Below are 25552 nucleotides of genomic sequence, written 5' to 3' on the forward strand. Positions count from 1 at the left end.
GCGCTAGTTACTGCTCGAATCCGAGGGCAAAGGCCGCGTCGAGGTCGTGCTGGGAGTACGCGCGGAACGCGATATGCGTGGTGGTGTGCACCACGGCGGGGACCTTGGAGAGCTTGTCGGCGATGACGTCCGCAAGCTCCTCGTGCTTGGCGACGCGGGCGATCGCGATCAGATCCCACTCGCCGGTCACCGAATAGACCTCGCTGATGCCGGGAATGGCGGAGATTTTTTCAGCCGTCTCCGGAATAGCCGAAGCGTCGGTCTTGATCAGGACGAAAGCGGTGATCACGTGGGGACCTCTCAGATCTGTTGCGCCATTGCTGGGTTCTTGCCCGGCCCATGAGGCCGCGCCATCTGCTTGCCAGCCTAGTCCATCAGGCTCGTTGGCGGCGTGCCCGGAATCGCCGGGTGACCGCGAACAGCAGCCGGTAACCAAGCAGGAAAACGGCCAGGCTGAGCAGTGCGACAATCACGAACGGCAGGACCACCACTTGTCCGGTGAGCGCCCTAAGCAGCATGCCGACGGCCACCGTTCCCAGCCAGACGGCGGCGCCGGCGGGCCACAGTGCCAGGGGAGCCCGCCACAACCGGAGGGCGAGCCAGGCCACGGCCGCGCCGGCGAGGAAAGGCCACGCCGTCGCCAGGACGCCAGTGATGATCTCACCACGCTGATGTGCGTCCCGTCCGATGGCGGCGAACAGCAGGATGAGGACCGTGTCCGCGGCGGCTGCCAGCACCGCCGACCTGGCAGTCGACCGCGGGTGGGGGAGCAGGGGAGTGGTGGAGGGCATGCATTAAGCCTAGCTGCGGCCATTGCCGGACGCTGCCGCGGCCTAGCATGATGACCGGAGGAACCCGAGCTTCGAGCAAGGAGTTGATCATGACAACGCTGTCTAATCGGCCCAACACGGCCCTGATGGTGATCGATGTGCAGAACGGAGTGGTGGACGGCGCACACCGGCGCGATTCCGTCGTCGCGAACATCGCCGAGCTGGTCGCCAAGGCTCGTGCAGCCACCGTCCCGATCGTCTGGGTCCAGCATTCTGATGCGCAGCTGGAGCGGGGGAGTGAGGCTTGGCAGTACGTCCCTGAGCTGTCCCGGGCCGAGCACGAACCGCTGGTGCACAAGTCCTACGGTGATTCCTTCGAGGCTACGGATCTTGAGGAAGTCCTCGCCGCCGCCGGCGTCGGGCGACTACTCGTTGCGGGAGCGCAGACGGACGAGTGCATCCGGTCCACCATCCACGGAGCGTTTGTGCGCGGCTACGACGTGACCCTGGTGGGTGACGCGCACACCACCGAGGACTTGTCGGACTGGGGTGCGCCGCCGCCGGAGCTCGTCATTGCGCACACGAATCTTTACTGGGAGAACCACACGGCTCCCGGGCGTTCGGCCGGAGTAGTGGCGACCAGTGCCGTGCGGTTCGACGGCGGGGGCAGCTTGCTTAGCGACGGATAGGATCGTGTCATGGCCCGCCTTATTGCTCCGGACGTCAGCTACCACGCCTCCTGGCTGGAGGGATCAGCGGAGTTCGACGGCGTCCACAGGGACGGCGGCGGCGCGGAAGACTGGCCGCTGGAAGATCTCACGGACGCCGCCACCTTCCGCCGTTTCGTCGGTGCGCTCCTTGACGATGCGCTGCCCGAAAGCCCCCGGAAACCCGGGTACGTCCCGTGCACCTACCTGTGGATCGTTGACGGCGACACATTCCTGGGCTCGCTGGCCATCAGGCACGAGCTGAACAGTTTCCTCCTGAACGAGGGCGGCCACATCGGCTACAGCGTCAGGCCGTCCGCACGACGCCGCGGCCACGCGGCAAAGGCACTGGCCGATGCGCTTCCCGTCGCCAGGAACCTCGGAATCTCCCGGGCCCTCATCACCTGCGATGAGGATAATGCCGGATCCAGGGCGACTATCGAAAAGAACGGCGGCGTCTACGAAGACACCCGCAACGGCAAACGGCGCTATTGGGTCGACACCGGGCAGCCAGCGGCTGAGGGCCGGAGCGCGGAGCCGGCTGTGAAAGATTCTTTGGAACGACAGTAAGTCCTGGCCATGCCGGGGAAACCTTGTATCTAGCGGGACGTTCAGCCCGCCTTCACAGATATTGGGGGTTACACAATGAAAACGAATCGCGCCGGCTTCTTCACGGCAGCAACCGTGGCGGGTTTTGCCGTCAGCCTGATACTCGCCGGCTGTGGATCACAGCCGGGAGCGAGCCCTGCTGCCAGTCCCAACCTGGCAGTGTCTGACACGACTGAGCCCTTCACTTCTACGCTTGCCGTTGCGCCGGCGTCGACCGCAGCCCCGCGAGCCTCGGCTACCGGCACGGCACCGGGAGCGGCAGCTCCCGCACCCGCTTCGAAGCACGCACCCGAGACGTTGAAAACGTTCACCTTCCCGGACGGGCATATCTCCTTCGACTACCCGTCAACGTGGACCGTACGCACCATGCTCCCGCCCGGCGGGCTCCCCGGAATCGAAGCCGTTGTGGCCGACGATGCAGGCAATGACCTGCTGTCCTTCGCCAACGGAGTCACTGCTGGCTGCGCCGCCGGACCCGCGACCCGGCGGGTGCTGGATCAGGCGGTGGTGCCTGCAATGGCGGCACCGGATGGAACCCGGCCGGTCTTCGGGTTCGCCGTCGAATCCTACGGCGACGGCGACGCCTACAACATGGGCCTGGCCGATCCGCGCTCTCTAGCGGAGGGCGACGGCGTCTCCTCGTGGTGCAACCTGGTCCCCACAGCCAATGGCGGCCTGTTCAGCCGGGTTCTTTTCGACAACCCGGCGTTCAAGAACCGTGGAGCTGCCAGGGCGTGGATGCAAACCGAGCAGTACACGCAGCTCAAGGCCTTGCTGGTGAGCCTCGAGTACAAGTGACACCGGCGCGGGACTGCCGCGCAATCCTGCAGATTGGTTTGAATCGCGGCCGGACGGCCGCCGTTCCATGGAGAAATAATTGCCCGCCGGTGGGGGACCGGCGGGCTTTTCCATGCCGCGCCATGACTGCAGCCAGCTACAGCGGTGATCGATGGGTAGGCTGTAGCCGGCATCGACGTCGGCCTGGCGGCAACTCTTCCTAGTGGCCCGTCTGTCGCCTTCGAAGGCTGCCAGCGGTCGAGGACAAGGACGACTTATTGCGTGGGGTGAGTTAATGAGGCGGTTCCTGTGGTGGGGTCGTTTGTATTTCGCGGCCCAGGCTGTTGCCGGTCTGTCCTGGTGGGCCGCGGTTCTTGTATCGCCCCTGATTCGCCGCGCGACCCTCGGCGGCCTCGACGCTGCCGCCGTCGCCGTGTTCGACATTCCGCTGTTCGTCGTCGCCTCGGGGCTGGCCGCCCTGGGCTTCCGCGCCGCGGCTGTGGTGAGTGCCAGTTGGACCGGCGTCGTCGCGGTCGCGCTGGCGGCGTATGCGACGATCACGGCCGAGGCGGGTTGGGGAGTAGTGACCATGGGGGCAGCCGCCGCTGGCTCACTGATCGCGCTTTGTGCGGTTGTACTTGGGCGCATACCTACTGTCTGGATCATCCGCGGACCGTTCGCGTTCCGTCCCGCCGCCCGGCGTCCGACGGCGGCGAACCATCTGGTCGCAACGTTCGGGCAGATTGTCGTCTTCTGGGGCTTCTTCCTGGTGGTGCTTCCTCTCGCCATAGGGTTCCTGGAACGACGCTGGGCGGTGGCACTCCCGTTCCCATCCTTCGCCGGGGCCGCCGGCGCCGCGGTGCTGCTGCTTGCCAGCATCCTGGGCATCTGGTCGGCAGTTGTCATGTCGACGCGTGGGCACGGCACGCCACTGCCCTCAGCCATGCCCAACCGGCTGGTCATTGCGGGTCCTTACCGATGGATCCGCAATCCGATGGCGGTCGCGGGTATTGTCCAGGGCGCTGCAGTCGGCCTCGTCATGCATTCATGGCTCGTCATCGCCTATGCGATTCTGGGCTCGTTGGTGTGGAACTACGCCGTCAGGCCGCTGGAGGAAGCCGATCTCAGGGCTCGGTTCGGTCAAGAATTCGAGCAGTACCGCGCCGCAGTGCGCTGTTGGATCCCGAAAGTCCCGAAGGGGCAACGTACCCGGGGCGGCACACCGTTGGCGCGGTAGCCCGATCCAGCGCTGAGTGGCATCGGGGGAGAGGGAGCTATGCGAGACTGACCCCGTGCCCATCGACATCAAAGCCATGCTTGATCGGGTCGTCACTGAGGTGTTCGACCAGAGCTTCACCGTGGAAGATGCGACTTCCGACGATGATCCTTTGCGCCCCGCAGTCCGCGTGATCAGTGGTCTTGAACGGGACCAAACGGCAATCATTCGCGCCTCCTACGTGTGGATGGACGCTTTCATCCCCGAACTGAACGTGCAGGCATCCGGCGCCCCTGACGAGGACGACGTGGAGCAAGACAAGGAAGATGAGCTCCGGCGGATCTGCCTGGCTATGCGCGCCTATCTCCAGGGCGAAGCGCGTATCGAACAGAGGAGGCGCTTGTTCCGGCGAGGCACGGTCCCGGCCGTGATCATCGAAGTAGATGGCCAGGAGTGGCGTCTTGGCCGGAATCATTGGTCGGTAGGCTAGCCGTGGTGCGCTGATAGGACGCCTACTCGCCATGTCCCGGTAAGGGCTAGTAGCGGGGAGAGGGTCAGAATGATTCATCAGGGGTGATCAGCAAAGTACAAGCGGGAACGGCACTTATCCGTCTGAGTCCTACTGGCTGGGCGTTTCAACACATTAGGTTCCCGCTGTGGGCGGAGCAGTCACCACAACTCAGTCTGCTTCATTGGCGCTTCTGCCAGCGGCGTATCCTTCAGAGTGAGAAGTCGGCCGCGCGCGGTAGGCGTGCGGGTGCTGTGTCGTGCACGGTATTTAGGGGGATGTCGTGGAGGGTGAGAGTGGTGGCAGCCGAATCAGACTGAGCCCACGTGTCCGGGGCGCGATTAGAGTGTTCCTGCTGGTTGTGCTGATCATTCTTTCTGCGGGCGTGGCCAGCGGTGTCCTTTCGTACTCTGTGGTGGCGGTGGCGATAACCGGCCTCCTCGTGGGTCAGTTCTCCAGCGCAGACCGTAAGCCCCCGACCGACGTCGAGGGACGTCTTGGCTGGTGGAAACGCAGGGAACGTGGGGCCTTCTATACGGCCTGGTGGGTACTCATACTGTTCGCCGGCGTGCTGATCAGAACGCTTTCCGTCGACGGCGCGTCCTGGCGAACAGCCTTGATGTTGGTCATCATGGCTTTCCCGCTCTGGGTCATTCTCCGCAAACCTCCTGCACGTCCTTGGGACCCTGGCCGGCTTACGAAGTAATTGGCCGGCCGGCGCACTTGGGTGACGAACGCTTCAGGCGCGGGTCTTATCGAGTGAGGTGGGCTTCGCCGCGTAGCCTGCCATCGGGATCGCCGCATCGACGGCGTGTTTGTGGATGACTTGGTAGCTGTAGCCGAGTGCGTTTGCGACCAGGGTTGGTGGCAGTTCCTCGATGAGGCTGCGCAGGGCGGTGTTCCGTGCGCCGCCGAGATCGATCCCGAGGGCGCGGAGCTGGCTCATCATCGCGTCGGTATGGATGTGCTGGCCCGGGAGGGTGCCGGGGAAGAGCCATTGGCTCCCGGCGTTGCCGGTCTGTTGGTTGGGCCGGTCGTTAAGGTAGGCCCAGAACATGGGGGCGATCTGGGCGGGAACCAGCGCGGGGGTGTTGCCCAGGCTCAGGTGGAGCCCGTCGGGCAGGGCTTGCAGGTCCGCGCATTTCAAAGCGGAGATCTTGCCGACCGGTTGGCCGAAGAGCAGCAGGATCAGCCCCGCGACGCGGAATCCCAAGGGCGCTGCTGTGGATTCGATGCAATGCCGGATGAGGGTGAGGCGTTGCTGTTGGGTGATGAGCGGCGTGGTGGCGGCGTAGCGGTGCGGTATCTGAAGGCTGCCGATTTCCTTGTTTTTGATCTGCCAGACGAGGAAGGTGCGGATGGCGTATCGGGTCGTGGGCCCTTCGCTCAGGTATTGGTTCAGGTGCGTCTGCTTCAGGCCGTCGATGGCGAGTCCGTGCTCCGCGTGTAGCCATGCAAGGAACTTGCCGGTTTCGGTGATTTCCTGTTTCGCGGAGCGGACGGCGGTGTTCAGCGACTTCCCGGGGCTGGCCATTTGGCGGAGGCGTTTGAGGTGGTGCCATCGGGCGAAGCGTTCGATGGGCGCCTGGATGTGCGGTGTTTCGGAGAGGTCCTGGATGCGGGCCGTTAGCCATGCTTCGAAGGCGGCGAGTTGGCGGTCGCGGTCCGGGAGCATGCCGTGGTGGACGAGCAGTTCGCGAAGGTATTCCACTGAGCGTGAGGCGGGCAGCGCGTCGAAGGACTCGTGAGTGAGGGCGATGCTTCGGGTGCCGAGACCGGTGAGGAGTTCCTTGCTGTTGGCCCCGCGCATCCAGGTGTAGACGCTCTCGGGCCTCGCTGCGTCGGCGAGCACTCCGATGAGGCGTTTGAGGCGCAAGTCCGGGGGAGAGTTGGGGTGGAGCAGGGCATCCAGATCGGAGCGGAGGACGCAGCGGATGCAGTGGCCGGCGCGGAATCGTTCGGTTTCGGTGCCGCAGCTCTCGCAGGTCATGTTGGTGGTGATGCCCGCGCAGTCCCTGCAGATGTCGGCGCCGTCGGCGGTCCTGCCGGGGAGCAGCCTGTCTTCGCCGCAGTCGGGGCACGTTCCGCGCGTGCGCAGTGCAGCGGTGAAGCAGATCCCGCAGATCGGTCCGTCGGGCCAGGTCACGCGGATCTTGGCGGCCATGCGTCCGCATCGGGCGCACCGGTGGTCGCCGGGGGACCGGGGCCGGCCGCGGGTCCCGGGCTTAGTCGTCGTCAAGGATCCTGGCCCTGACAGGCTTGTAGGCGTCAGCAAACCTGACCACGTTTTCCCCGGACGCGGCGGCCTGTTTCTGGCGTTTGGTCCTGGCATCGGTGGCCGTGAAGGTGAACAGYTCGTTTGCCTCGACTCCGAAGATGTCGCAGAGGGCGGCCAGGAGCTGGAAGGAGATCCGTTCAGGGTTCTGGCTGACCATGCGGTAGATCTGTGATTCGGAGAGGGTGATGCCTCTCTCGCGCAGGGGTGCCACGAGTTCGCGGGTGTTGCGCATGCCGTGCCGGGCCATGAGCTCCCGGGCCCGCCACCGGTATTCGATGTCGCGTTTCATTGTCTTTCCTCCTTCGGCCCGACGGCTCTGTCAATCATGCCTTCCAGCACACGGTTGAGCTCACTCGTCTGATAGTCGCTGGAGACGGCCGTATAAAGGGACGTCGTCGAGGCGTGTTCGTGGCCGACCTGCCGCTGGACGAAGGTGTGGTCGAAGCCGAAGTGCTCAAACAGATGGGTGACATAGGACCGGCGCAGGGAGTGGATGTCCAGGCCCGGCGGATAACCGAGTTCATCGATGTAATCCCGGAAGCGGCGGTGCAGGTTGGACTTGGGAACCGGCAGCCCGTTCGCCGTGGGAAAGACCTCCGGCACCGCCGGTGCCAGCCACGGCAGTCCGGTCCGGATCCAGGTGTCCACGACGGTCGGGGACCAGTCAAAAACCGTCAGCACGGAGCGTCGCTTGGGCGGCGAGCCGCGCTGCGCCTTGCCATATCTGACCTGCAGGACCCCGAACTCGCCGAACTGCGGGGCCCTGCGGTTCCGGGAAAAATCCACGGTCTGCAGGTGCGTGACCTCATTGGCCCGCAGGCCCCAGGCATAGGCCGTTTTGAACAGAGTGGCATCACGGTAGGCGGCGACCGCTCCCTTTCGTCCGGAGGCCAGGACCCGTTCGACCTCGAGATCCGCCAGATCGAAGAATCCCTGCAGTTCGGACCTGGTGAACGGCCGCTTGGCTGGTGCCTGCTCGTTGTTCTGCCCATGGCGGGCGCGGTTGAACTCGGTGATGATCTGGGCAGGGGAGCGGCCGAATGCCTGGATGCAGATGCTGTCCCACTCGTAGGCAGGATCGGTCAGGAAATCGCAGAACACCTTCAAATGAGTCTGATAGGCCCGGATGGTGGCAAACGCCAGGTTCACGATCGACCGCTCGTGGGCGAAGAAAGCATCAGCGTCACCGACGGTCCAGTCCCACGGAAAATGCCCCGTATGATCCACGAAACGCCGGACAAGACTTTCCCGTCCTCGGATCGTGCCGACCGTGAAGTTCCGAGCCAACTGCTGCCGTTTCCAGCCCGTGAGCATCTCCTCGAACACGGCATCCGCGGACACCGCGTCCTGGCGCAGCGGAAGCCTGATCAGCCGGCCCTGCTCGGGGTCCATCGCGCCTCCGCTACGTCTGCAAATAATGCTTTTAGCGTGCATAAAATGCGAATCCATGTCAAGGAAACCCCGAAAATCCGCGGAATTAGCAGCCTTCGCTGCTCCTCGAACCTGTCGACCACTCGACGCGCAGACCAGACGCCCGGCGCGCTGTCGAACAGGCTTGGATCCCTGCAATGGCGCGGATTTCAAGCCCCAGGAAGCCGGGTATAGGGGAGGCGTATCACCGGGTCCTAATCTGCAAATTCTGCAATTGGATCACTTCTACTTGACATAATGTTGATTATCGGCGTTATGACAGGACGAGTAGAAGTAGCTCCAGGAAAGGCTTGCGGCCCTGCATTCATAGGTCACCGGACTGCGCCTGGTGGCAATCAGCAACTCGTACGGCGTGCGGAACGCGCTGGTGCAGGCGGTCAGTAGCCGTACCTGTTGACTACGATCTGCACGATGTGGGTCTCGTCATCCGGACCGTAATCACTGATCGTGATTCGTACGTTCCACCCGTCAATAACCCCAACGCCCCGGCAGTTCAGTCCGCCGGCATCCACACGGGGATTTCGCTCACACGGCTCAAACTCCTGCGGGAGCAAACCAACCTGCTGAACGTACCGTTCCAAGTCACCCTCGCGGTACTTTCGGTGAGTGTCCCAGCGGTACGCGTACTGGGAGCAACGTCCATCGAGAGGAATGCACAGCGCGCCGCCCACCGGCTCCTGGGTATCCAGGCGCTCCCACCCCGGCTCCGATTGCAGGCGGTCGGCAATGGCGCGGAGCTCCGTGATGATCTGATCGCTCTTCCATGAGGCCCATAGGTAGAAGACGGCGACAACGGCGATCGCGCCTGCCAGCACAGCCAGCCATGCTTTGCGGCCCTTGCTCAATTTCGTACCTGCTCCCCCTGGCCCATCCACTTTGCTTGGAAGGCCCCTTTTCCAGTCAAGACTCAAATAATAAGTCCAACAATGAACAAAGTTCCTTTTCACCTAAGCTCGATCGCGCAGCTCATTCCAGGACTGAATAACATTATCCTGCTGCCTGAGGCAAAGCTCTCGCTCGCTGAGGCAAAGCAGAAGCGTGTGCCGTCGGATTCTAAGTTCCGGCACCCAAGGCTCTACAGCCACTAGGGACCCCGGTCCTAGGCGCCTGAACCCTCGCCCGCGCGAACCTAGCAAGCAAGAACCGGCGGGCTACTCCCCCAAATAAAATAGTAATTCTATTTACATGTCAACTGAAACATATAAAGAGCAATTTTCGCATCTCAATAATTGTCCGCCATTAGTCGAATTTACAGTAATTACCGCGAGCCTTGCTTCATATCGATCGCTGACTCACTATTTCCCGACGTAAGCCGCTAAATGCTCCCCCGTGAGCGTCGACCGTGCGGCTACCAGCTCCGCGGGCGTGCCCTCGAAGACGATCCTGCCGCCGTCGTGGCCGGCCCCGGGACCGAGGTCGATGATCCAGTCGGCGTGCGCCATGACTGCCTGATGGTGCTCAATGACAATGACGGATTTGCCCGAATCAACCAGCCGGTCCAGCAGCCCCAGCAGATTCTCGACGTCGGCCAGGTGCAGACCGGTGGTCGGCTCGTCGAGGATGTAGACCTCGCCCTTCTCAGCCATCTGGGTGGCGAGCTTGAGCCGCTGACGCTCGCCGCCGGAGAGCGTGGTGAGCGGCTGGCCGAGACTAAGGTAGCCGAGGCCGACGTCGGCGAGCCGGTCGAGCACTTTGTGGGCCGCCGGGGTCTTGGCATCGCCGTCGCCGAAAAACTCCTCAGCTTCGGTGACGGACATGGCCAGTACTTCCGCGATGTTCCGCCCGCCCAGGGTGTACTCGAGCACCGAGGCCTGAAACCTCTTGCCTTCGCATTCCTCGCAGGTGGATTCCACCGTGGCCATGACGCCGAGCTCGGTGTAGATCACACCGGCGCCGTTGCAGCCGGGGCAGGCGCCCTCCGAGTTGGAGCTGAACAGCGCCGGCTTGACCGCGTTGGCCTTCGCGAACGCCTTCCGGATCGGTTCAAGCAACCCGCTGTAGGTTGCCGGGTTGCTGCGGCGCGACCCGCGGATGGCACCCTGATCGATGACCACCACTCCGTCCCTGCCCGCGACCGAGCCGGTGACCAGCGAGCTCTTGCCGGACCCCGCGACGCCGGTCAGCACGCACAGCACGCCGAGCGGGATGTCGACGTCGACGTCCCGGAGGTTATGCGTCGAAGCGCCGCGGACCTCCAGCGAACCCGAAGATGAGCGCACGGAGTCCTTGAGGGCGGCACGGTCATCCAGGTGGCGGCCGGTGGTGGTGTCACTCCCCCGCAGGTCTTCGACGGTGCCCTCGAACACGACTTCGCCACCGCCGCTGCCCGCGGCCGGCCCCAGATCGATCACGTGGTCCGCGATCGCGATGGTTTCGGGCTTGTGCTCGACAACGAGGACGGTGTTGCCCTTGTCCCGCAGCTGCAGGAGCAGGCCGTTCATCCGTTCGATGTCATGCGGGTGAAGGCCGATTGTTGGCTCATCGAAGACGTAGGTGATGTCGGTGAGCGATGAGCCGAGGTGCCGGATCATCTTGGTCCGCTGGGCCTCTCCCCCGGACAGGGTTCCCGCGGGCCGGTCGAGCGAAAGGTAACCCAGGCCGATGTCCGTGAAGGAATCAAGGAGGTGCTGCAGTCCGCCGAGCAGCGGCGCTACCGATGGTTCCGTCAAATCCCGGACCCAGGCTGCCAGGTCGCTGATCTGCATCGAGCAGACGTCGGCGATGTTCTTACCGTTGATTTTCGCGGACCGCGCTTCCTTGCTGAGCCGGGTGCCGTCGCAGTCTGGGCATCTCGTGAAGGTGATGGCCCGGTCGACGAAGGCGCGGATGTGCGGCTGCATGGAGTCAGGGTCCTTGGAGAGCATCGACTTCTGGATCTTCGGGATCAGGCCCTCGTAGGTGAGGTTGATGCCCTCGACCTTGATCTTGGTCGGTTCCTTGTAGAGCAGGTCGTGGAGCTGCTTCTTGGTGAACTTGCCGATCGGCTTTTCCATGTCGAAGAAGCCGGAACCGCTGAAGATGCGGCCATACCAGCCGTCCATGCTGTACCCGGGAATCTTCAGCGCGCCCTCCGCCAGCGACTTGGTCTCGTCGTAGAGGGCGGTCAGATCGAAGTCGGAGACCGAGCCCATGCCTTCGCACCGGGGACACATGCCGCCCAGATAGACCGCGTTCTGGACAACGCTTTTCTCAACCCGCCCGCCTGCCTTTTCCGTGCTCATCACCCCGCTGGCTTTCCGGGTGGGGACGTTAAAAGAGAACGCCGTGGGAGGTCCCACATGCGGGGTCCCGAGGCGGCTGAAGAGGATTCGCAGCATGGCGTGGGCGTCGGTGGCGGTTCCGACGGTGGACCGGGGGTTCGATCCCATCCGCTCCTGGTCGACGATGATCGCCGTCGTGAGTCCCTCGAGGTGGTCGACGTCGGGCCGCGCCAGCGTGGGCATGAAGCCCTGGACGAAGGCGCTGTAGGTCTCATTGATCATCCGCTGCGATTCAGCGGCGATGGTGGCGAATACGAGCGAGCTCTTCCCCGAGCCGGAGACACCGGTGAACACGGTCAGCCGGCGCTTCGGGATCTCGACGCTGATGTCTTTGAGGTTGTTTTCCCGGGCGCCCTGCACGCGGATCAGGTCATGCGTGTCGGCAATGTGGGACGCCGGCGTCTGCGGGGGCCTCTGGGAAACCGTACCGGTGGCCATGCTCATCGTCTCTCCCTCTGTTCGGCGTGGCCGGCCCTGGGGTGTCCGACGGCGTCGCCTGGCTCAATGTCACCAGCTTAGAACAGACGGTGGGCTAATCCTCCGACGGCCAAGCCGAACACTGTGGTCAATCCATTGTCTTATCCGCCGACCTCGCTGAGAATGAACCATGACGGTCTACCTGAGGTCCCTGGAAACTGCTGTCCCGCCAACCGTATTGATCCAATCCGAAGCCCGCGACGTGTTTGCAGCCCAGCCGGGACTCAGCCGGCTCGGCTCCCGGCTGGTCAGCACCTGTTTCGACTCCGCCGCCATCGACACCCGCTACACCGCCGTCGGGGAGCTCACCACCGGCAGCCGGGCGGAGAATCCGCAGTTCTTCGACCCCGCCACCGGCCTTTTGCTCAGTCCCAGCACCAAAGTCCGGAACGACATCTTTGCCACCGAAGCCAGCAGGCTGTTCATCGAGGCGGCGGACAGGGCGCTGGCGGCCTGCCCGGGTATCGAGGCCCGCGACATCACCCACCTCGCCACGGTCTCCTGCACCGGCTTCTTCAATCCCGGCCCTGACTACAAGATTGTCCGCGCGCTCGGGCTGAACCCCGCGGTCCAGCGCTACCATCTGGGCTTCATGGGTTGCTACGCCGCCTTCCCGGCACTGCGCGCGGCCAAGTCATTTTGCGAGGCGGACCCTGAGGCCGTGGTGCTGGTGGTCTGCGCCGAACTTTGTTCCCTCCACGTCCGGACGTCCAATGACCCGGACACGATCATGGGATCGGCCTTGTTCGCCGACGGCGCGGCTGCCGCCATCATCAGCGCCCGAGAAATTCCCGATGAGCCGGGCCTGATGACCCTGGACCACTTCGAGACGGTCCTGACGCCAGTGGGCGAGGAAGCGATGGCCTGGAACATCGGCGACGAAGGCTTCGAAATGGTGCTCGGCACCTACGTCCCACACATCATCGACGACCACATCATTGGCGCCCTGGAACCGCTGCTGTCCAGGGATGAGTCGCTGATCGGACTCCCCTACCGCGATATCCGGCACTGGGCCATCCACCCTGGCGGCCGGAGCATCCTCGACAAGGTGCAGTCCCGGCTTGAGCTCACCGATGAACAGCTCGTTCCGGCCCGGGAGACGCTCCGGAACTACGGCAACATGAGCAGCGCCACCGTGCTCTTCGTGATCCGGCACATCCTCGACCTCCCCGCCGGTGGCGGCGACCCCCACGATGAAAACGACGACGCCGGCAGTGACGGTGTCGGTGAAGGCGGTGAACGGATCTGCTCGATGGCGTTCGGGCCGGGGCTGACGGTGGAGACCGCGCTCTTCACTAAGATCACGGCGCCGCGGACGCCGGACCACGATGCCGACCGGGATGCAGACCGGGATGCCGACCGGGAACGGCCCACGGCGCTCCGGGCGGAACAGGCCCTGGCCTGAGCGGGGGCGCCCCGGTGCTGCTGCGGACTCGGGCCCTGGACGCCATCGAGGAGATGGACCGTCCCGATTGCGATCCGGCAAGGCTGGGACGGACCTACGCCCAGTTCGCCTTGGTGAATCGCGCCGTATCCGGCTGGAGGGGGATCTACCGGCAACACCTCCGGCCGAGGCTCACCGCCGGCACGCCCACCACGCTGTTGGACATCGGTTGCGGCGGCGGCGACGTGCCAGTGCTGCTGTCCCGCTGGGCGGCCCGGGACGGATTGAGCCTTGAGGTCACGGCCATCGACCCGGACCCGCGGGCCGCCGCGTTTGCCGCCCGCCGCAGGACCCGCGCCGGCGTAACGTTCCGGCGGCAGACTGCGGCGGAGCTGCTCGCCGAAGGTGCCCGCTTCGACGTCGTCGTCTCCAACCACGTGCTGCATCATCTCGGCGCCGATGAACTGACCGCGTTCCTTGCCGACTCGGCCGCCCTGAGCGCCGGTACCGTCGTGCACAACGACCTCCGCCGCAGTCCGGTAGCCTACGCGCTGTTCTCGGCCGGTGCCCTGCCGTTCCTTGGCTCCTACATCCGCGAGGACGGCCTGACATCAATCCGGCGCAGCTACACCGCGGCAGAACTCCGCGCCACCGTGCCCGCCGGCTGGTCCGTGGTGCCCCGCTCCCCCTTCCGCAACCTGCTACTCCTGGAGAAGACACCCGTTTTCCGCGGCGGGGCCGGCGTGTGAGTGACGTCGTAATCCTCGGCGGCGGACCGGTCGGGCTTTTTATGGCGGCCCTGCTGCTGCAGCGCGGCGTCACGGTCAGGGTGCTGGAACGGCGGACCGGACCGGAACCGCACTCACGGGCCATCGGCATCCACCCGCCGGCGCTGGAGGCTCTCCGCCGGATCGGGGTGGACCGGGAACTCGTCCGCCGCGGCGTCGCGATCCGGCGCGGACTGGCCCTCAACCGGGGCACCACACTGGCCGAGATGTCCTTCGCCGGAGTGTCCGAGCGGTTCCCCTTCGTGCTTTCGCTGCCTCAGAGTTCCACGGAGGCCGCGCTTGAGAGGCGGGTGCAGGACCTCGACGCCGACGCACTGCGCCGCGGCGTACGCGTGACGGGACTTCACGACGACGGCGCCCATGTCACGGTTGTGGCCTCGGCTGCCGGCGGGGAGGAACGCATTGCGGCTCCCCTCGTGATCGCAGCCGACGGGGTACGCTCAACGGCCCGGGCTGCGCTCGGCGTGCCGCTGAGGCGCCGGGACTACCCGGACCGTTACCTCATGGGCGACTTCGCCGACGACACCGGATTCGGGGCCGATGCCGCGCTGTTCCTTGCCGGCGACGGAATCGTCGAATCGTTTCCGATGCCGGGGAAACTCCGCCGCTGGGTGGCGCGGCTGGGTCCGGAGGCGGTCCATGCCGGGGCCGGAAGCGCGGCTGCCGCGTGGCTCGCCCGTGAGGTGCACCGCCGCACCGGCGTCGACGTCGAACCCGGCAGCAACAGCATGCTCAGCGGCTTCGGTGTGCGATCCCGGCTGGCCCGCAGGATGGTGGTGGGCCGCGTCATCCTGATCGGCGACGCGGCCCACGAGATCAGCCCGATTGGCGGCCAGGGCATGAGCCTCGGCTGGCTCGACGCCCTGGCGCTGGCGCCGCTCGTGCCGGCGCTCTTGGCGGGGAACCGCACTGGACTGGCGGCCTTTGAACGGGACAGGATGCGCCACGTGGCGCGCGCGGCGCGGCAGTCGGAGATCAACATGGCCCTGGGCCGGCCGCTCAGCCGCGTACCGCTGGCAGCACGCAACGGTGTGATCGCCGCCGCGGCTGCCGTCCCGGCCGTCAACAACTTCGTGGCCCGCCGGTTCACCATGCATTAGGGCGGGCCGGGCCGGGCGCCTAGCTCGGCAGAAAGTAGCAGTCGTAGCTGTGCTGTCTGATGATCCGGCCCTCACGCACCTCAAACACCGAAGCCGTCCGCGCCCGGATCTCGTCTCCTTTGTCCCAGTGCGGCAAATCCATCATTGCGGTGGCGGACCACTCGGCCTCCAGAACCACCCGGCCACCCTCGCACGTGCTGCGCCGGACTTCGAAGCGTTGCCCGGAAACGATTTCTCCGCTGTGCTCGGCACCGTCCAGGACCTGGTCAYGGCTCCGGATGGATCCCTCAGGAGCGAGCAGGTGCGGCGCCTCGGTCAGGGTGTACTCGTTGGCCAGGAAAGGGCCGAGCGCTTCGGCGCCGCCGCCGGCTTCGATGGCCCGAAGCAGGCCCAGCACACAGTCCAGGGGTGTCGGTGAAGTCATGGACCGAGACTAGCCGAACCGCGCCGAGGGCGTGCCGGCAGGGGTGCCGCGGCCTAGACTGACCGCATGGGAAGCCTCCCCCCAAAGCTCAGGCGGGCTGCCGCGGTGCTGGTCCTGCTCGCGGTGGCATCGTGCAGCGCGGCCACCGGCCCGGCACACACCGACGCGGCACGAACTAGCAATGGGGCGACGCCGGCGGCTGCCGCAAGCGGGCCGCTGACTGCGGAAGTCAGCCAGTTCCGCGACAACTACAGCAAGCAGATCATCGAGATCCAACTCACCAACACCACCGGCGAAGCCGTCACCGTGACAGCGGCGGGGCTTCGGAGTCCGCTTTTTGTAGCCCGGATCGACTGGGCGCCGGCGCCGGCAGGAATCGAGCTGCCGCCCGGCCAGGCGAAGAGCCTGCCGGCCCGGCTACCGGCGGCCGCCTGTCCGGAGGCGGCCGAACCCGGGCAGGTGCCGCCGGGGTCGAGCCCGGCCGACTCAGGCGCCGTCGTCGAGGTCCGGATGGCCCCTGGCCGGACAGCGGGAGAGACGCTCAGCCTTGCCGCCTCCGACCCCTTCGGTGTGCTGGCCCGGAACAACACCGAGCTTTGCGTTGCCCAGGCCGCCGCGGCGGTGGCAAGCTTCAGTTTCAGTCCCCGCCTCGAATTGTCCGCGGATGCCCGTACGGCCGTCCTGCGGCTGGTGATCACCCCGCGAAACCCGGCCGGTGCTGCCCGGGACGGATTCCTGACGATCAACAGCGTCGGCGGGACCACCTTGCTGGAAGAGGATCCAAGCGCTCCGTGGCCGCGCGGGCTTCGGGTGGACGCGTCCGGCCCGGCACGCGAGGTGCGGCTCGGTATCCGCCCGGCCAGGTGCGATCCCCACGCTGTGGCTGAGGACAAGGTGGGTACCTTGATTCCCCTGCGGGTCACCGTCGGGGGACGTGCCGGGGTCCTGAAGGTGGCGGCAGGGGCACAACTGCGGGGACTCGTTTACGATTTCGTCACTTCAGCGTGCGGTCGCCAGTAGTCTGTAGCCATGTCTTCAGACACGAGGAACGACGCAAACACCAACGCCCCCATCGCCGAGATCAGTACCGAGCGCCTGCGGGAAACCGTGGACCAGATCCTCAACGCAGGCGTGCTCCCGCCTATCGTTCAGGTGGGCCACCCGGTTCTTCGTCAGCAGGCGGTCCCCTTCGCCGGCCAGCTCGACGACGATGAACTTGGCAGGCTGATCGACCTGATGCGCAGGGTCATGCACAAGGCGCCGGGGGTCGGCCTCGCGGCACCGCAGCTGGGCATCCCCCTGCAGATTGCCGTGCTGGAGGACCGGTTCGACGTCGACCCTGAGGTGGCGGCGGCCCGGGGCAGGGAGCCGTTGCCGTTCTTCGCCATGCTGAACCCAAGCTATGTGTCGCTCGGTTCGGCCAAGAAGGCCTTCTACGAGGGCTGCCTGTCCCTGAATGGGCTGCAGGCGGCGGTGCTGCGTCCGGAGTCGGTGCGGTTGGACTTCACTGCGGTGGACGGCTCCGCGCAGCAGCGTGACTTCACTGGCTGGCAAGCCCGCATCGTGCAGCACGAGACCGACCATCTGCACGGAATCCTGTACCTGGACCGGGCAGAATTGCGCTCGCTGAGCAACAACGCCGAGTACTCCGCCCGCTGGGCTCAGCCGGACATCGAGCTGGCCCGGCAGGAACTGGGGTTCCTGCCGGGCGAGTCTGCCGGTTAGAGGACGGCCGCGTCAACCGCCGGAGCCGGATTGGCCGCCGTCGGAAGGTGCCGTGACCACCACTGCAGGATCTGCTCGAAGCGCTGCCGCCGGTGATGCGGGGTGCCGGAGCGGGACAGCTCGTGGTTCTCGCCTGGGAAGACCAGGAAGGCGGCCTCCATCCCCTGTTGCTTGAGCGCCGTGAAGTAGCGCTGGCCCTGCTCCACCGGGCAGCGCAGGTCCTCCTCGCTGTGGATGACCAGGGTGGGCGTACGGACCTGCTCCACACGGGCCATCGGGCTTTGCGCCGTCATTTGGTCCGCGGTGCGGCCGGTGTACTCGCCGCCGAAGAACCAGCCGATGTCCGAGGAGCCCGTGAAGCTCACCGGATCGAGGAAGCCACGCTCCACGATGGAGGCCTTGAAACGGTGGTCGTGGCTGATGGTCCAGGCCGTCAGGTAGCCGCCGTAGGATCCGCCCATGATGCCCAGGGCAGCGTCGTCGAGCTCCTCGAACTTCTGCAACGCCCCGTCCAGGAAAGCGAGGACGTCCTGCATATCGACGGTGCCCATACGTTCCTTGATGGAGCGGCCGTGGGCTTGGCCGTAGCCGGCAGATCCGCGCGGATTGCACATCAGGACCGCGTACCCGGCCGCCGCGTAGACCTGGGCCTCATCGAAGAGGGCCCCGGTGAACTGTGCGAACGGGCCGCCGTGGATGTTGAGCAGCACCGGGTGCGGTCCCTCGCCTGCCGGCCGGACCAGCCAGCCATGCACCGGGTAGCCGTCCCCGGACGCGAAGGTCAGCTCCTGCGGGGCGAGGATCCCGGCGTCGTCCCGCAACGGCGCCGAGAAATCGCTCACAACCCTCAACTGGTTTCCCTCAAGGACGGCAACGTCCCCGGCGGTTTCCGCATCGGTGAAGCTCAGCACCAGCGTGCCCGAGCCCTCGGCCGCACCGGTGACAACGCGCTCGCCGTCGAGCGCCACCCCGTGTTGACCGGAGGGTCCGAACTCGAGGAGCTGCACGGTGCCGCGCGCGTTATTCAGAACCAAGGCACCGTCCTGGCCGTTCAGTTCGATCCCGCCGCCGGCCAGATCCATGGTCTCCGGATCGCTGAGCAGGACGGCATCCCCGCCCCCTGCAGCCATCACGTACAGGGCAGTGTTGCGGGCCACGAAGTCCGTACCCTCGGCGCCAAGATCCTGCGCCAGGAAGTACAACCACTCGCCATCCCGGCTTTGCCGGACAGCGGTGACGGATAGCCGTCCGGCGTCGCCGCCATTACCGGGCGTCACAGCCTCCGGGCCCACTTCCCCGGAGCCGGGGTCAGCCGGCACCCTGTAAATGCCGCTGACCAGGTCGTTGTCGCTGCCCTCGTGCAGTGCCGCAGTGAAGTACACGGCACGGCCGTCAGTGCTGTAGCTGGCACCGTTGTGGTCCGTGGCGGCCGTGGTGAGCTGACGCGGCTCCGGCAGGCCTGCGGCCGCCTTGCCGCCATCGGTGGCTTTGGCCGCTTTCGCAGCCTTCAGCGCCCGGCCTGCGGCGGCCACCGAGGGCTCCGCGTCCAGGTCCGGGACGGTGAGGAGGAAAAGCTGCAGGGGCTTGTCCGCCGTGTAGCCGACGCCGTTCATCCGATACTGGTAATCCGTGATCAGCCGGGCATCCTCGCCCCCGGCGGGGACGCCGTCGACGGTGCCATAGCGGCCCTCCTCTGGCGTACGGGCGCTGAAGACGATGCTGCGGGAGTCCGGTGACCACGTGAAGGCGCTGACCCCCAGCGGCGCATCCGTCAGGGGCATCGGTTCCCCGCCCTGGGCTTCGACGACGTACAGCTGCGGTTTGCCGCCGGCTGCGGCGCGGATGAATCCCAGCGCCTGCCCGTCCGGGGAGAACTGCGGTGCAGTGTCACGGAAGCCGCGCGTGAGCCGGCGGGGTCGAAGCGACGGATCCACGGGCACATTCCATAGCTGGCCCACATAGGCGTCGGCGTCGAAATCGGGGCGGACCACGGACACGACGGCCCGGGAGCCATCAGGGTGCACGGCGGGCGCGGAAACGGACTTGAGCAGGGGCAAATGTTCGGGTTTCACGAGTGCGAGCCTAGCCCTTGCCGCCGCCGAGGTGAAATACCTCACACCGGCACGGCGTTGCCGTCTGTTCACGGCGCCCGGCGGAACGCTGCCGCCCTACGATGGACTCTATGCTGCCCGATTCCCTCGCCGCCCTTGTGTGCCCCGTGTGCCGGAGCCCATTTGCGGCAGGTAGCCGTGAACGCTCCCTCGTCTGCCCCGCCGGGCACAGTTTCGACGCCGCCCGGCAGGGATACTTCAACTTCTTGACCGGCAAGGGCACGGTGTTCGAAGCGGATTCCGCGGACATGGTCGCGGCCCGCTTCGACTTCCTGTCCGCCGGCCACTACCGGCCCCTGGCCGAGGCCGTCGCCGACTTTGCCGCCCCCTTCCTGACAGGGACAGGCGCCGCGGTCCTGGATGCGGGCACGGGCACCGGCCACTACCTTCGCGCCCTGCTGGACCGAACCCAGGCCTCGGCCGTCGGAATAGATATCTCCAAATTCGCACTGCGCCGGGCGGCCCGGCTGAACCCGGAGGCGGTCAACCTCGTCGCCGACGTGTGGCAGCCGCTGCCGCTGCAGGACGACGCCGTCAACGTCGTCACCGTGGTTTTCGCGCCGCGCAACGCTTCCGAGTTCGCCAGGGTGCTCAGGCCGGGCGGCCGGCTGATCGTGGTGACGCCCCGGCCCGGACACCTGGCCGAGATCGCCGGCGAGACCGGCATGCTGGGCATCGAACCGGCCAAGGAGGAGCGCCTTACGGCCACGCTCGCCGGGCACTTCCGCTCGCACGAGGGACGGAACCTGGACCTAAACCTGAACCTGGCGCACACCGACGTCGCCAACCTCGCCCTGATGGGACCCGCCGGACACCACCTGGATTCAGCTGCCTTGGCCGCCCGGGTGGCAGGGCTGCCGTCCCCCACCGCGGTCTCCGCGCGTTTCCGGATCAGTGTCTTCGAACCGCTGAAGAATCCCGCAACTGCCCGGTAGAGGGTAACGACTTGGCCACGTTCCCGGGCTGATCCCGGCACCCTGCCCCCATCCTTGCCGTCCGGCTTAGGATGGAACCACGTTACGGAGGGTCTGCGCCTGCAGCCCCCGCTGCGTGACTAAGGGGGAATGATGTTCGAATGGCTGGCCGAAAACTGGTGGGCGCTCTGGCTCACGGTGTTCCTGGTGTTTGCCGTGGTGGAGATGCTCACCCTTGATCTGTTCTTCATCATGCTTGGCGGCGGCGCCCTCGCCGGGCTGCTCACCGCCTTCGCCGGCGCGGACTTCTGGCTCCAGATCGTAGTCTTCAGCGTCGTTTCCCTGCTCATGATCGGCTTCGTGCGGCCAGTGGCGCTCAAGCACCTGCGGAGCGGCCCGGCCGACCAGCGCAGCAACGTCGAACGCCTGATCGGCGAATCCGCGCTCGTCATGGAGCCGGTGAGCGCCACCGGCGGCCTGGTGAAGATCGGCGGCGACGTCTGGAGCGCCCGCACGGACACCGGCGAACTCGCACCCGGGCAGCACGCCGTCGTCAGTGCCATCGACGGCGCCACCGCCGTCGTCGTCCCGAAGCCGGAACTGCAATCGGGCCCCGGGGCGCCGTAGGGGCCGCGCCCGGCACGGACCGACCGATAGGGCCACAACACTTCCTGCTGCCGCAACCGGCCGCAGGATCAGCGGCAGCGGTGCTGCCGCGCACAGCAAAACCACATAACTGGGGAAAAGGTGATGTATGGATATCGCAGTCGCAATAGTGCTGCTGGTACTCGTTGCGTTCGTAATAATCGTGCTGGTGCGCTCGGTGCGGATCGTTCCGCAAGCTCGCGCCGGCGTGGTCGAACGCCTGGGCAAGTACCAGCGGACGCTGAACCCGGGCCTGACCATCCTGATTCCCTTCGTCGACCGGCTCCTGCCCCTGCTGGACCTGCGCGAACAAGTGGTCTCCTTCCCGCCGCAGCCGGTGATCACCGAGGACAACCTCGTGGTGTCCATCGACACCGTGGTCTACTTCCAGGTGACGGACGCTCGGGCAGCAACCTATGAGATCGCCAACTACATCCAGGCCGTCGAGCAGCTGACCACCACCACCTTGCGCAACGTTGTGGGCGGGCTGAACCTGGAAGAGGCTCTGACTTCCCGCGACCAGATCAACGGACAGCTGCGCGGCGTGCTGGACGAGGCGACCGGGCGCTGGGGTATCCGCGTCTCCCGGGTAGAGCTGAAGGCGATTGATCCGCCCCACTCCATCCAGGACTCCATGGAGAAGCAGATGCGCGCCGAGCGTGACCGCCGCGCCGCCATCCTCACTGCGGAAGGCACCAAGCAGTCCGCCATCCTCACCGCCGAAGGCCAGCGCCAGTCCTCGATCCTGAAGGCCGAAGGTGATGCGCAGGCCGCGATCCTGCGGGCGGACGGCGAAGCCCAGGCCATCCAGAAGGTCTTCGACGCCATCCACAAGGGCAACCCGGACCAGAAACTCCTGGCGTACCAATACCTGCAGACACTGCCGAAGCTGGCCGAAGGAACCTCGAACAAGCTGTGGATCATCCCCAGCGAGGTGGGCGAAGCGCTCAAGGGCATCGGCGGCGCGCTGGGCGGCACCAACCCGGATCCGCGCGCCGACGGGTTGTTCGGAAGCCAGGCGGCCCGCTCGACCGAACCGACGACGACGGCGCCGGGCACTACGCCGGAGGCCTGACGGGTTCTCTATAACGGCGTTGCACCGGGAGGCATCTGCTCCGGCGGGTGCCTCCCTTTTTGGCACCGCTCCCCTGCCCCGGCGGCCCGGCTTTACCTGCGGCCGTGCACCCGCGTATAGTTGAGTATTTGTCCGGGCGGTTCAACCTGCCGGAACAATTACGCTTCGCGCGGCGTTGTATCTACTGACGATTTCTGCAGTGGGGAACGCCAAGCAAAAAGTAGTCCGGCGTGGTCCTGGTGGCCCCCGGCTAGCGCAGGGTCCGGCCCTGCGAACCGATCATAAGGGAGAAAAGATGAGCGATCGCAGCCTGCGGGGTATGCGCCTTGGCGCACAGAGCATGGAGACCGAATCCGGCGTCGAACCGGCTCCGCGCCAGCGCGTTGAGTACCGTTGCGCGGATGGCGAGCAGGTATTCGTGACGTTCTCCTCCGAGGCGGAGATCCCCCCGGTTTGGGTTTCCAAGACCGGTAAAGAAGCACTGCTGGTCGACGGCGAACGCCCCGTCAACAGCAACGAGAAGGCCGTCCGCACCCACTGGGACATGCTGCTGGAACGCCGCTCCCTGCCCGAGCTGGAACAGATCCTCGAAGACCGGCTCACCATTCTGCGGGAACGCCGCGGCGAACGCCGCTCGGCCTAGAAACCGCGCTAAGCGCCAAAAAGGCCGGGCCGGCACCTCCACGAGGTGCCGGCCCGGCCTTTTCTGTGCAGCCTGTTTGCTATTTGCGCCCAAGCTTGCGGCTGAGGGTGTTCCAGCGGGCGGCAAGGCCCCACTTGGTCACGTTGATCATGGCTTCAACCACAATGTTGCCGCTCATCTTCGACGCACCCAGCTCGCGCTCCACGAAGGTGATGGGACGCTCCACAATGTTCAGGCCCAGCTTGGCCACGCGCCAGGCAAGGTCCACCTGGAAGCCGTAGCCCACCGAGTCGACCGAATCCAGGTTGAGCTTCTCGAGGGTGCTCCGTCGGAAGGCACGGAAACCGCCGGTGACATCCTTGATCCTGACGCCCAGCATGATCCTGGCGTAGGTGCTTCCGACCCGGGAAATGGCCTGCCGGTACAGGGGCCAGTTCACGACGCTGCCGCCCGGGACCCAGCGGGAACCCATGGCCAGGTCTGCGCCCTGCTCCACTGCCTCGATCAGCTGCGGCAGCTGCTCTGGCTTGTGCGAGCCGTCGGCGTCCATCTCCACGAGGATGTCGTACCCGGCGTCGAGGCCCCATTTGAAGCCGGCGATGTACGCAGCGCCGAGTCCGGCCTTGCCCTCGCGGTGCAGGACGTGGACCTGGTCATCCTCTGCGGCAATGCGATCTGCCAGCTGGCCCGTGCCGTCGGGGCTGTTGTCGTCAACTACCAGGACATCGGACGCCGGCACGGCAGTGCGAAGGCGCCCGAGGGTCTTGGGCAACGATTCCAGCTCGTTGTAGGTCGGGATGATCGTGAGGACACGCACAGCGAGGCCTTTCCTTGGAGGGAGCGGTCAGTGGGCCGGAACAGCCGGCGGTTAGCCGAGGACAGGCACAGCTTCCCAGTATAGCCAGCATGCAGGCAACTGCCCCGGTCGCGGCTTAGGTGGCGCCGAGCACACTCGGGGGCGGCTCAGCTGCCGAGCGAGCCGCTGGAGAAGAGCTCGACGCCGTCCCGCACGGTCTGCAGGCAGACCGGGTCGGTGCCGGTATCCAGTGCCGGGAGCAGCGGCGTCCGGGCGCGCGGGTCCGTGCTCCAGGACTGCACGCGGCCATCGGCCACCTGGACCATGAGTTCTTCGACTTCCCAGACTGCGAAACTCGCCGGGGCTCCGGGGACAAGCTGGCCTGCCATCGGGTTCCGGTACCGGGCGGCGCGCCAACCGGCCCGCGTGTGGCCTAGGAAGGCGGCACGGGCCGAGATCCGCTCATCGGCGTTGTGGTGCTCCAGGCAGGCCCGCACACTGGACCAGGGCTGCAGCGGCGTCACCGGGCTGTCGCTGCCGAAGCAGACCGGCACCCCGGCGGAGTAGAAGGAACCGAACGGATTCATCGCGGCGTGCCGCGAGCCGAGCCGCTGCGCGTAAAGGCTGTCCGTACCACCCCAGAGGGCGTCGAAAACCGGTTGCGCGCTGACCGTCACCGAATACTTGGCCAGCCGTTGGATAGCGGCCGAATCGGCGATTTCGACGTGCTCCAAACGGTGGCCGGCGGCCCGTACGCGCTGTTCCCCGACCTCGGCCGCGGCCTGGTCCAGGGCATCCAGTGCGGCGTCCAGCCCGGCGTCGCCGATCACGTGGAACCCTGCCTGGATTCCCAGCACCGAGCAGGCCGCGAGGTGCGCGGCCGCTTCGTCCACCGAGAGGTAGCGGGTGCCCCGCTCCCCCGGCGCGTCGCTGTAATCGCTGCGCAGCGCGGCGGTCCGGGACCCGATGGAACCATCCAGGTTCAGGTCGCCGGCGAGGCCCAGGACCGGGACGCCCAGGCTGTCCAGGATGGACTGGGCCTGTTCCGCCGAACCGGCCAGCTCGCCCCAGTACGGCAGGATCTCCGGCACGGCGTCGCCCGGCCGGCCCGCGGCGTTCCAGCCGGCCGCCAGCTGCAGGTCCTCGATGCTGCCGATATGCGGGGCCGCCATTTCAGCCAGCGCCACATAGCCGTTCGCCGCCGCCTCCGCCAGGGCTGCCCGCTGGTAGCCACGCAGGGCCTCGGCGGACAGGTCCCGGGCAGCTCGCCGCGTGGCCGTGTGCGCGGCACGTTTGACCTGCCCGTCCGGGGCGAAGCCGTCGAGGGTTTCGAGGCCGGTTGCGGCCGCCAGTGCGGAGGAGACCAGGGCCGAGTGCACGTCAACCCGCGAGAGGTACACCGGCCGGCCTCCTGCGGCGCGGTCAAGTTCTTCGCGGCTCGGCAGTGTGGGATCCGCCCAGAGCGTCTCGTCCCAGCCGTGCCCCAGCACCGTGCCGTCACCGCTGGCCGCCGAGCCTGCGACGGCGTCGAGCAGTTCGGCGGCGGAGCGGACACCGCCGAGCCGGAGTGAGTCCAGGGCGATGCCGGTTTCGGTCAGGTGCACGTGCGAGTCAACGAAGCCGGGGGCAAGGAGGGCACCCTGCAGGTCGATGATCTCCATGGAGGAATCAGCGATGGACGTGGCGGCCTGCTCGGAGCCGACCCAGGCCACGGTGTCACCGTCCACCAGCATCGCCGTCGCGAAGGGATCGGCCGCCGTGTAGACGGAGCCGTTGCGGTACAGCGTCACCTTGCGCGGTGCCTGCGGTGCCTCGGAAGATGAAGCGGTCATGGTTGGGAACTCCTTAAAGCGTGGGCCGGCGAGCCGGGCGTGGGGCATCGGGGATGGCGGAGGCGAGCAGGGTCAGAAGCCC

Annotated in this window: 25 protein-coding genes; 14 read left to right on the top strand and 11 right to left on the bottom strand. The window is 66.3% G+C overall.

All coding sequences use genetic code 11. The annotated features are described in order from the left end of the window. Window positions 1–7 precede the first annotated feature (7 nt). Both AC1DK9_RS06585 and AC1DK9_RS06590 read right to left on the bottom strand, forming a co-directional pair. On the bottom strand, window positions 8–289 hold the full coding sequence (locus tag AC1DK9_RS06585; RefSeq protein ID WP_146337532.1) for an Lrp/AsnC family transcriptional regulator: 282 nt from the start codon (window positions 287–289) through the stop codon (window positions 8–10). An 85-nt stretch (window positions 290–374) separates the two neighbouring features. Next, window positions 375–791, bottom strand: a complete 417-nt coding sequence (locus AC1DK9_RS06590) for a DUF3054 domain-containing protein (RefSeq protein ID WP_476915378.1) — start codon at window positions 789–791, stop codon at window positions 375–377. An 89-nt stretch (window positions 792–880) separates the two neighbouring features. Between AC1DK9_RS06590 and AC1DK9_RS06595 the strand changes: the two genes are divergently transcribed. The 5 genes from AC1DK9_RS06595 (at window position 881) to AC1DK9_RS06615 (ending at window position 4569) form a co-directional block, all read left to right on the top strand. Then, complete coding sequence (locus AC1DK9_RS06595) at window positions 881–1459, top strand: cysteine hydrolase family protein (RefSeq protein ID WP_476860648.1); 579 nt, start codon at window positions 881–883, stop codon at window positions 1457–1459. Between the two features lie 9 nt (window positions 1460–1468). Continuing rightward, window positions 1469–2047 carry a GNAT family N-acetyltransferase gene (locus AC1DK9_RS06600; RefSeq protein WP_476860649.1) on the top strand — a complete coding sequence of 193 codons (579 nt, stop codon included), beginning with the start codon at window positions 1469–1471 and terminating at the stop codon, window positions 2045–2047. Between the two features lie 198 nt (window positions 2048–2245). Continuing rightward, the gene (locus AC1DK9_RS06605; RefSeq protein WP_476915379.1) at window positions 2246–2884 is read left to right on the top strand and encodes a hypothetical protein; all 639 of its coding nucleotides are present in this window, start codon (window positions 2246–2248) and stop codon (window positions 2882–2884) included. Window positions 2885–3158: 274 nt separating this feature from the next. Continuing rightward, a complete protein-coding gene (locus tag AC1DK9_RS06610; RefSeq protein ID WP_476915380.1) occupies window positions 3159–4100 on the top strand; it encodes a methyltransferase family protein in 942 nt (313 codons plus the stop codon). A gap of 55 nt (window positions 4101–4155) precedes the next feature. Continuing rightward, window positions 4156–4569 (top strand): hypothetical protein, encoded by a 414-nt coding sequence (locus tag AC1DK9_RS06615; protein ID WP_476915381.1) that lies wholly within the window; start codon window positions 4156–4158, stop codon window positions 4567–4569. A gap of 757 nt (window positions 4570–5326) precedes the next feature. On the opposite strand, the gene AC1DK9_RS06620 is transcribed toward AC1DK9_RS06615, so the two are convergent. From AC1DK9_RS06620 to AC1DK9_RS06640, 5 genes are all read right to left on the bottom strand, one after another. After that, entirely contained in the window at window positions 5327–6751 is a 1425-nt protein-coding gene (locus tag AC1DK9_RS06620; protein WP_476915382.1) for a site-specific recombinase, read from the bottom strand. Window positions 6752–6812: 61 nt separating this feature from the next. Continuing rightward, window positions 6813–7154: a helix-turn-helix domain-containing protein gene (locus AC1DK9_RS06625; RefSeq protein ID WP_461841819.1), complete on the bottom strand. Its 342-nt coding sequence runs from the start codon at window positions 7152–7154 to the stop codon at window positions 6813–6815. Continuing rightward, window positions 7151–8449, bottom strand: coding sequence for a tyrosine-type recombinase/integrase (locus tag AC1DK9_RS06630; protein ID WP_476915383.1), 1299 nt, complete (start codon window positions 8447–8449; stop codon window positions 7151–7153). Before AC1DK9_RS06630 ends, AC1DK9_RS06625 begins: the two co-directional genes overlap by 4 nt. A 224-nt stretch (window positions 8450–8673) precedes the next feature. Next, window positions 8674–9141 carry a hypothetical protein gene (locus AC1DK9_RS06635; RefSeq protein WP_476915384.1) on the bottom strand — a complete coding sequence of 156 codons (468 nt, stop codon included), beginning with the start codon at window positions 9139–9141 and terminating at the stop codon, window positions 8674–8676. 450 nt (window positions 9142–9591) lie between these two features. Then, the gene (locus AC1DK9_RS06640) at window positions 9592–12000 is read right to left on the bottom strand and encodes an ATP-binding cassette domain-containing protein (RefSeq protein ID WP_476915385.1); all 2409 of its coding nucleotides are present in this window, start codon (window positions 11998–12000) and stop codon (window positions 9592–9594) included. A 163-nt stretch (window positions 12001–12163) separates the two neighbouring features. Between AC1DK9_RS06640 and AC1DK9_RS06645 the strand changes: the two genes are divergently transcribed. The 3 genes from AC1DK9_RS06645 to AC1DK9_RS06655 are packed head-to-tail and all read left to right on the top strand — an operon-like array spanning window position 12164 to window position 15305. Beyond that, window positions 12164–13438, top strand: a complete 1275-nt coding sequence (locus tag AC1DK9_RS06645) for a type III polyketide synthase (protein WP_476915386.1) — start codon at window positions 12164–12166, stop codon at window positions 13436–13438. Between the two features lie 53 nt (window positions 13439–13491). Further along, complete coding sequence (locus tag AC1DK9_RS06650; protein ID WP_476915620.1) at window positions 13492–14166, top strand: class I SAM-dependent methyltransferase; 675 nt, start codon at window positions 13492–13494, stop codon at window positions 14164–14166. Next, window positions 14163–15305, top strand: a complete 1143-nt coding sequence (locus tag AC1DK9_RS06655) for an FAD-dependent oxidoreductase (protein WP_476915387.1) — start codon at window positions 14163–14165, stop codon at window positions 15303–15305. Before AC1DK9_RS06650 ends, AC1DK9_RS06655 begins: the two co-directional genes overlap by 4 nt. Before the next feature lie 19 nt (window positions 15306–15324). On the opposite strand, the gene AC1DK9_RS06660 is transcribed toward AC1DK9_RS06655, so the two are convergent. Beyond that, on the bottom strand, window positions 15325–15729 hold the full coding sequence (locus AC1DK9_RS06660) for a nuclear transport factor 2 family protein (protein ID WP_476915388.1): 405 nt from the start codon (window positions 15727–15729) through the stop codon (window positions 15325–15327). Between the two features lie 66 nt (window positions 15730–15795). On the opposite strand from AC1DK9_RS06660, the gene AC1DK9_RS06665 reads away from it, so the two are divergent. Then, complete coding sequence (locus AC1DK9_RS06665) at window positions 15796–16749, top strand: hypothetical protein (protein ID WP_476915389.1); 954 nt, start codon at window positions 15796–15798, stop codon at window positions 16747–16749. A 9-nt stretch (window positions 16750–16758) separates the two neighbouring features. Next, on the top strand, window positions 16759–17454 hold the full coding sequence (locus tag AC1DK9_RS06670) for a peptide deformylase (RefSeq protein WP_476915390.1): 696 nt from the start codon (window positions 16759–16761) through the stop codon (window positions 17452–17454). Here AC1DK9_RS06670 and AC1DK9_RS06675 read toward each other — a convergent pair. Then, window positions 17451–19526, bottom strand: coding sequence for a S9 family peptidase (locus AC1DK9_RS06675; RefSeq protein WP_476915391.1), 2076 nt, complete (start codon window positions 19524–19526; stop codon window positions 17451–17453). The two genes, AC1DK9_RS06670 and AC1DK9_RS06675, sit on opposite strands and share 4 nt — an antisense overlap. Before the next feature lie 110 nt (window positions 19527–19636). On the opposite strand from AC1DK9_RS06675, the gene AC1DK9_RS06680 reads away from it, so the two are divergent. The 4 genes from AC1DK9_RS06680 (at window position 19637) to AC1DK9_RS06695 (ending at window position 22842) form a co-directional block, all read left to right on the top strand. Continuing rightward, the gene (locus AC1DK9_RS06680) at window positions 19637–20500 is read left to right on the top strand and encodes a methyltransferase domain-containing protein (protein WP_476915392.1); all 864 of its coding nucleotides are present in this window, start codon (window positions 19637–19639) and stop codon (window positions 20498–20500) included. 132 nt (window positions 20501–20632) lie between these two features. After that, on the top strand, window positions 20633–21106 hold the full coding sequence (locus AC1DK9_RS06685; RefSeq protein ID WP_476915621.1) for an NfeD family protein: 474 nt from the start codon (window positions 20633–20635) through the stop codon (window positions 21104–21106). 127 nt (window positions 21107–21233) lie between these two features. Then, window positions 21234–22199 carry an SPFH domain-containing protein gene (locus tag AC1DK9_RS06690; protein WP_476915393.1) on the top strand — a complete coding sequence of 322 codons (966 nt, stop codon included), beginning with the start codon at window positions 21234–21236 and terminating at the stop codon, window positions 22197–22199. A gap of 295 nt (window positions 22200–22494) precedes the next feature. Then, window positions 22495–22842 carry an RNA polymerase-binding protein RbpA gene (locus tag AC1DK9_RS06695; RefSeq protein WP_136322768.1) on the top strand — a complete coding sequence of 116 codons (348 nt, stop codon included), beginning with the start codon at window positions 22495–22497 and terminating at the stop codon, window positions 22840–22842. Between the two features lie 79 nt (window positions 22843–22921). On the opposite strand, the gene AC1DK9_RS06700 is transcribed toward AC1DK9_RS06695, so the two are convergent. After that, on the bottom strand, window positions 22922–23659 hold the full coding sequence (locus AC1DK9_RS06700; RefSeq protein WP_476860663.1) for a polyprenol monophosphomannose synthase: 738 nt from the start codon (window positions 23657–23659) through the stop codon (window positions 22922–22924). A gap of 146 nt (window positions 23660–23805) precedes the next feature. Next, complete coding sequence (locus AC1DK9_RS06705; RefSeq protein ID WP_476915394.1) at window positions 23806–25470, bottom strand: amidohydrolase; 1665 nt, start codon at window positions 25468–25470, stop codon at window positions 23806–23808. Between the last annotated feature and the right edge of the window lie 82 nt (window positions 25471–25552).

The organism is Arthrobacter sp. 01T414, assembly GCF_056398965.1.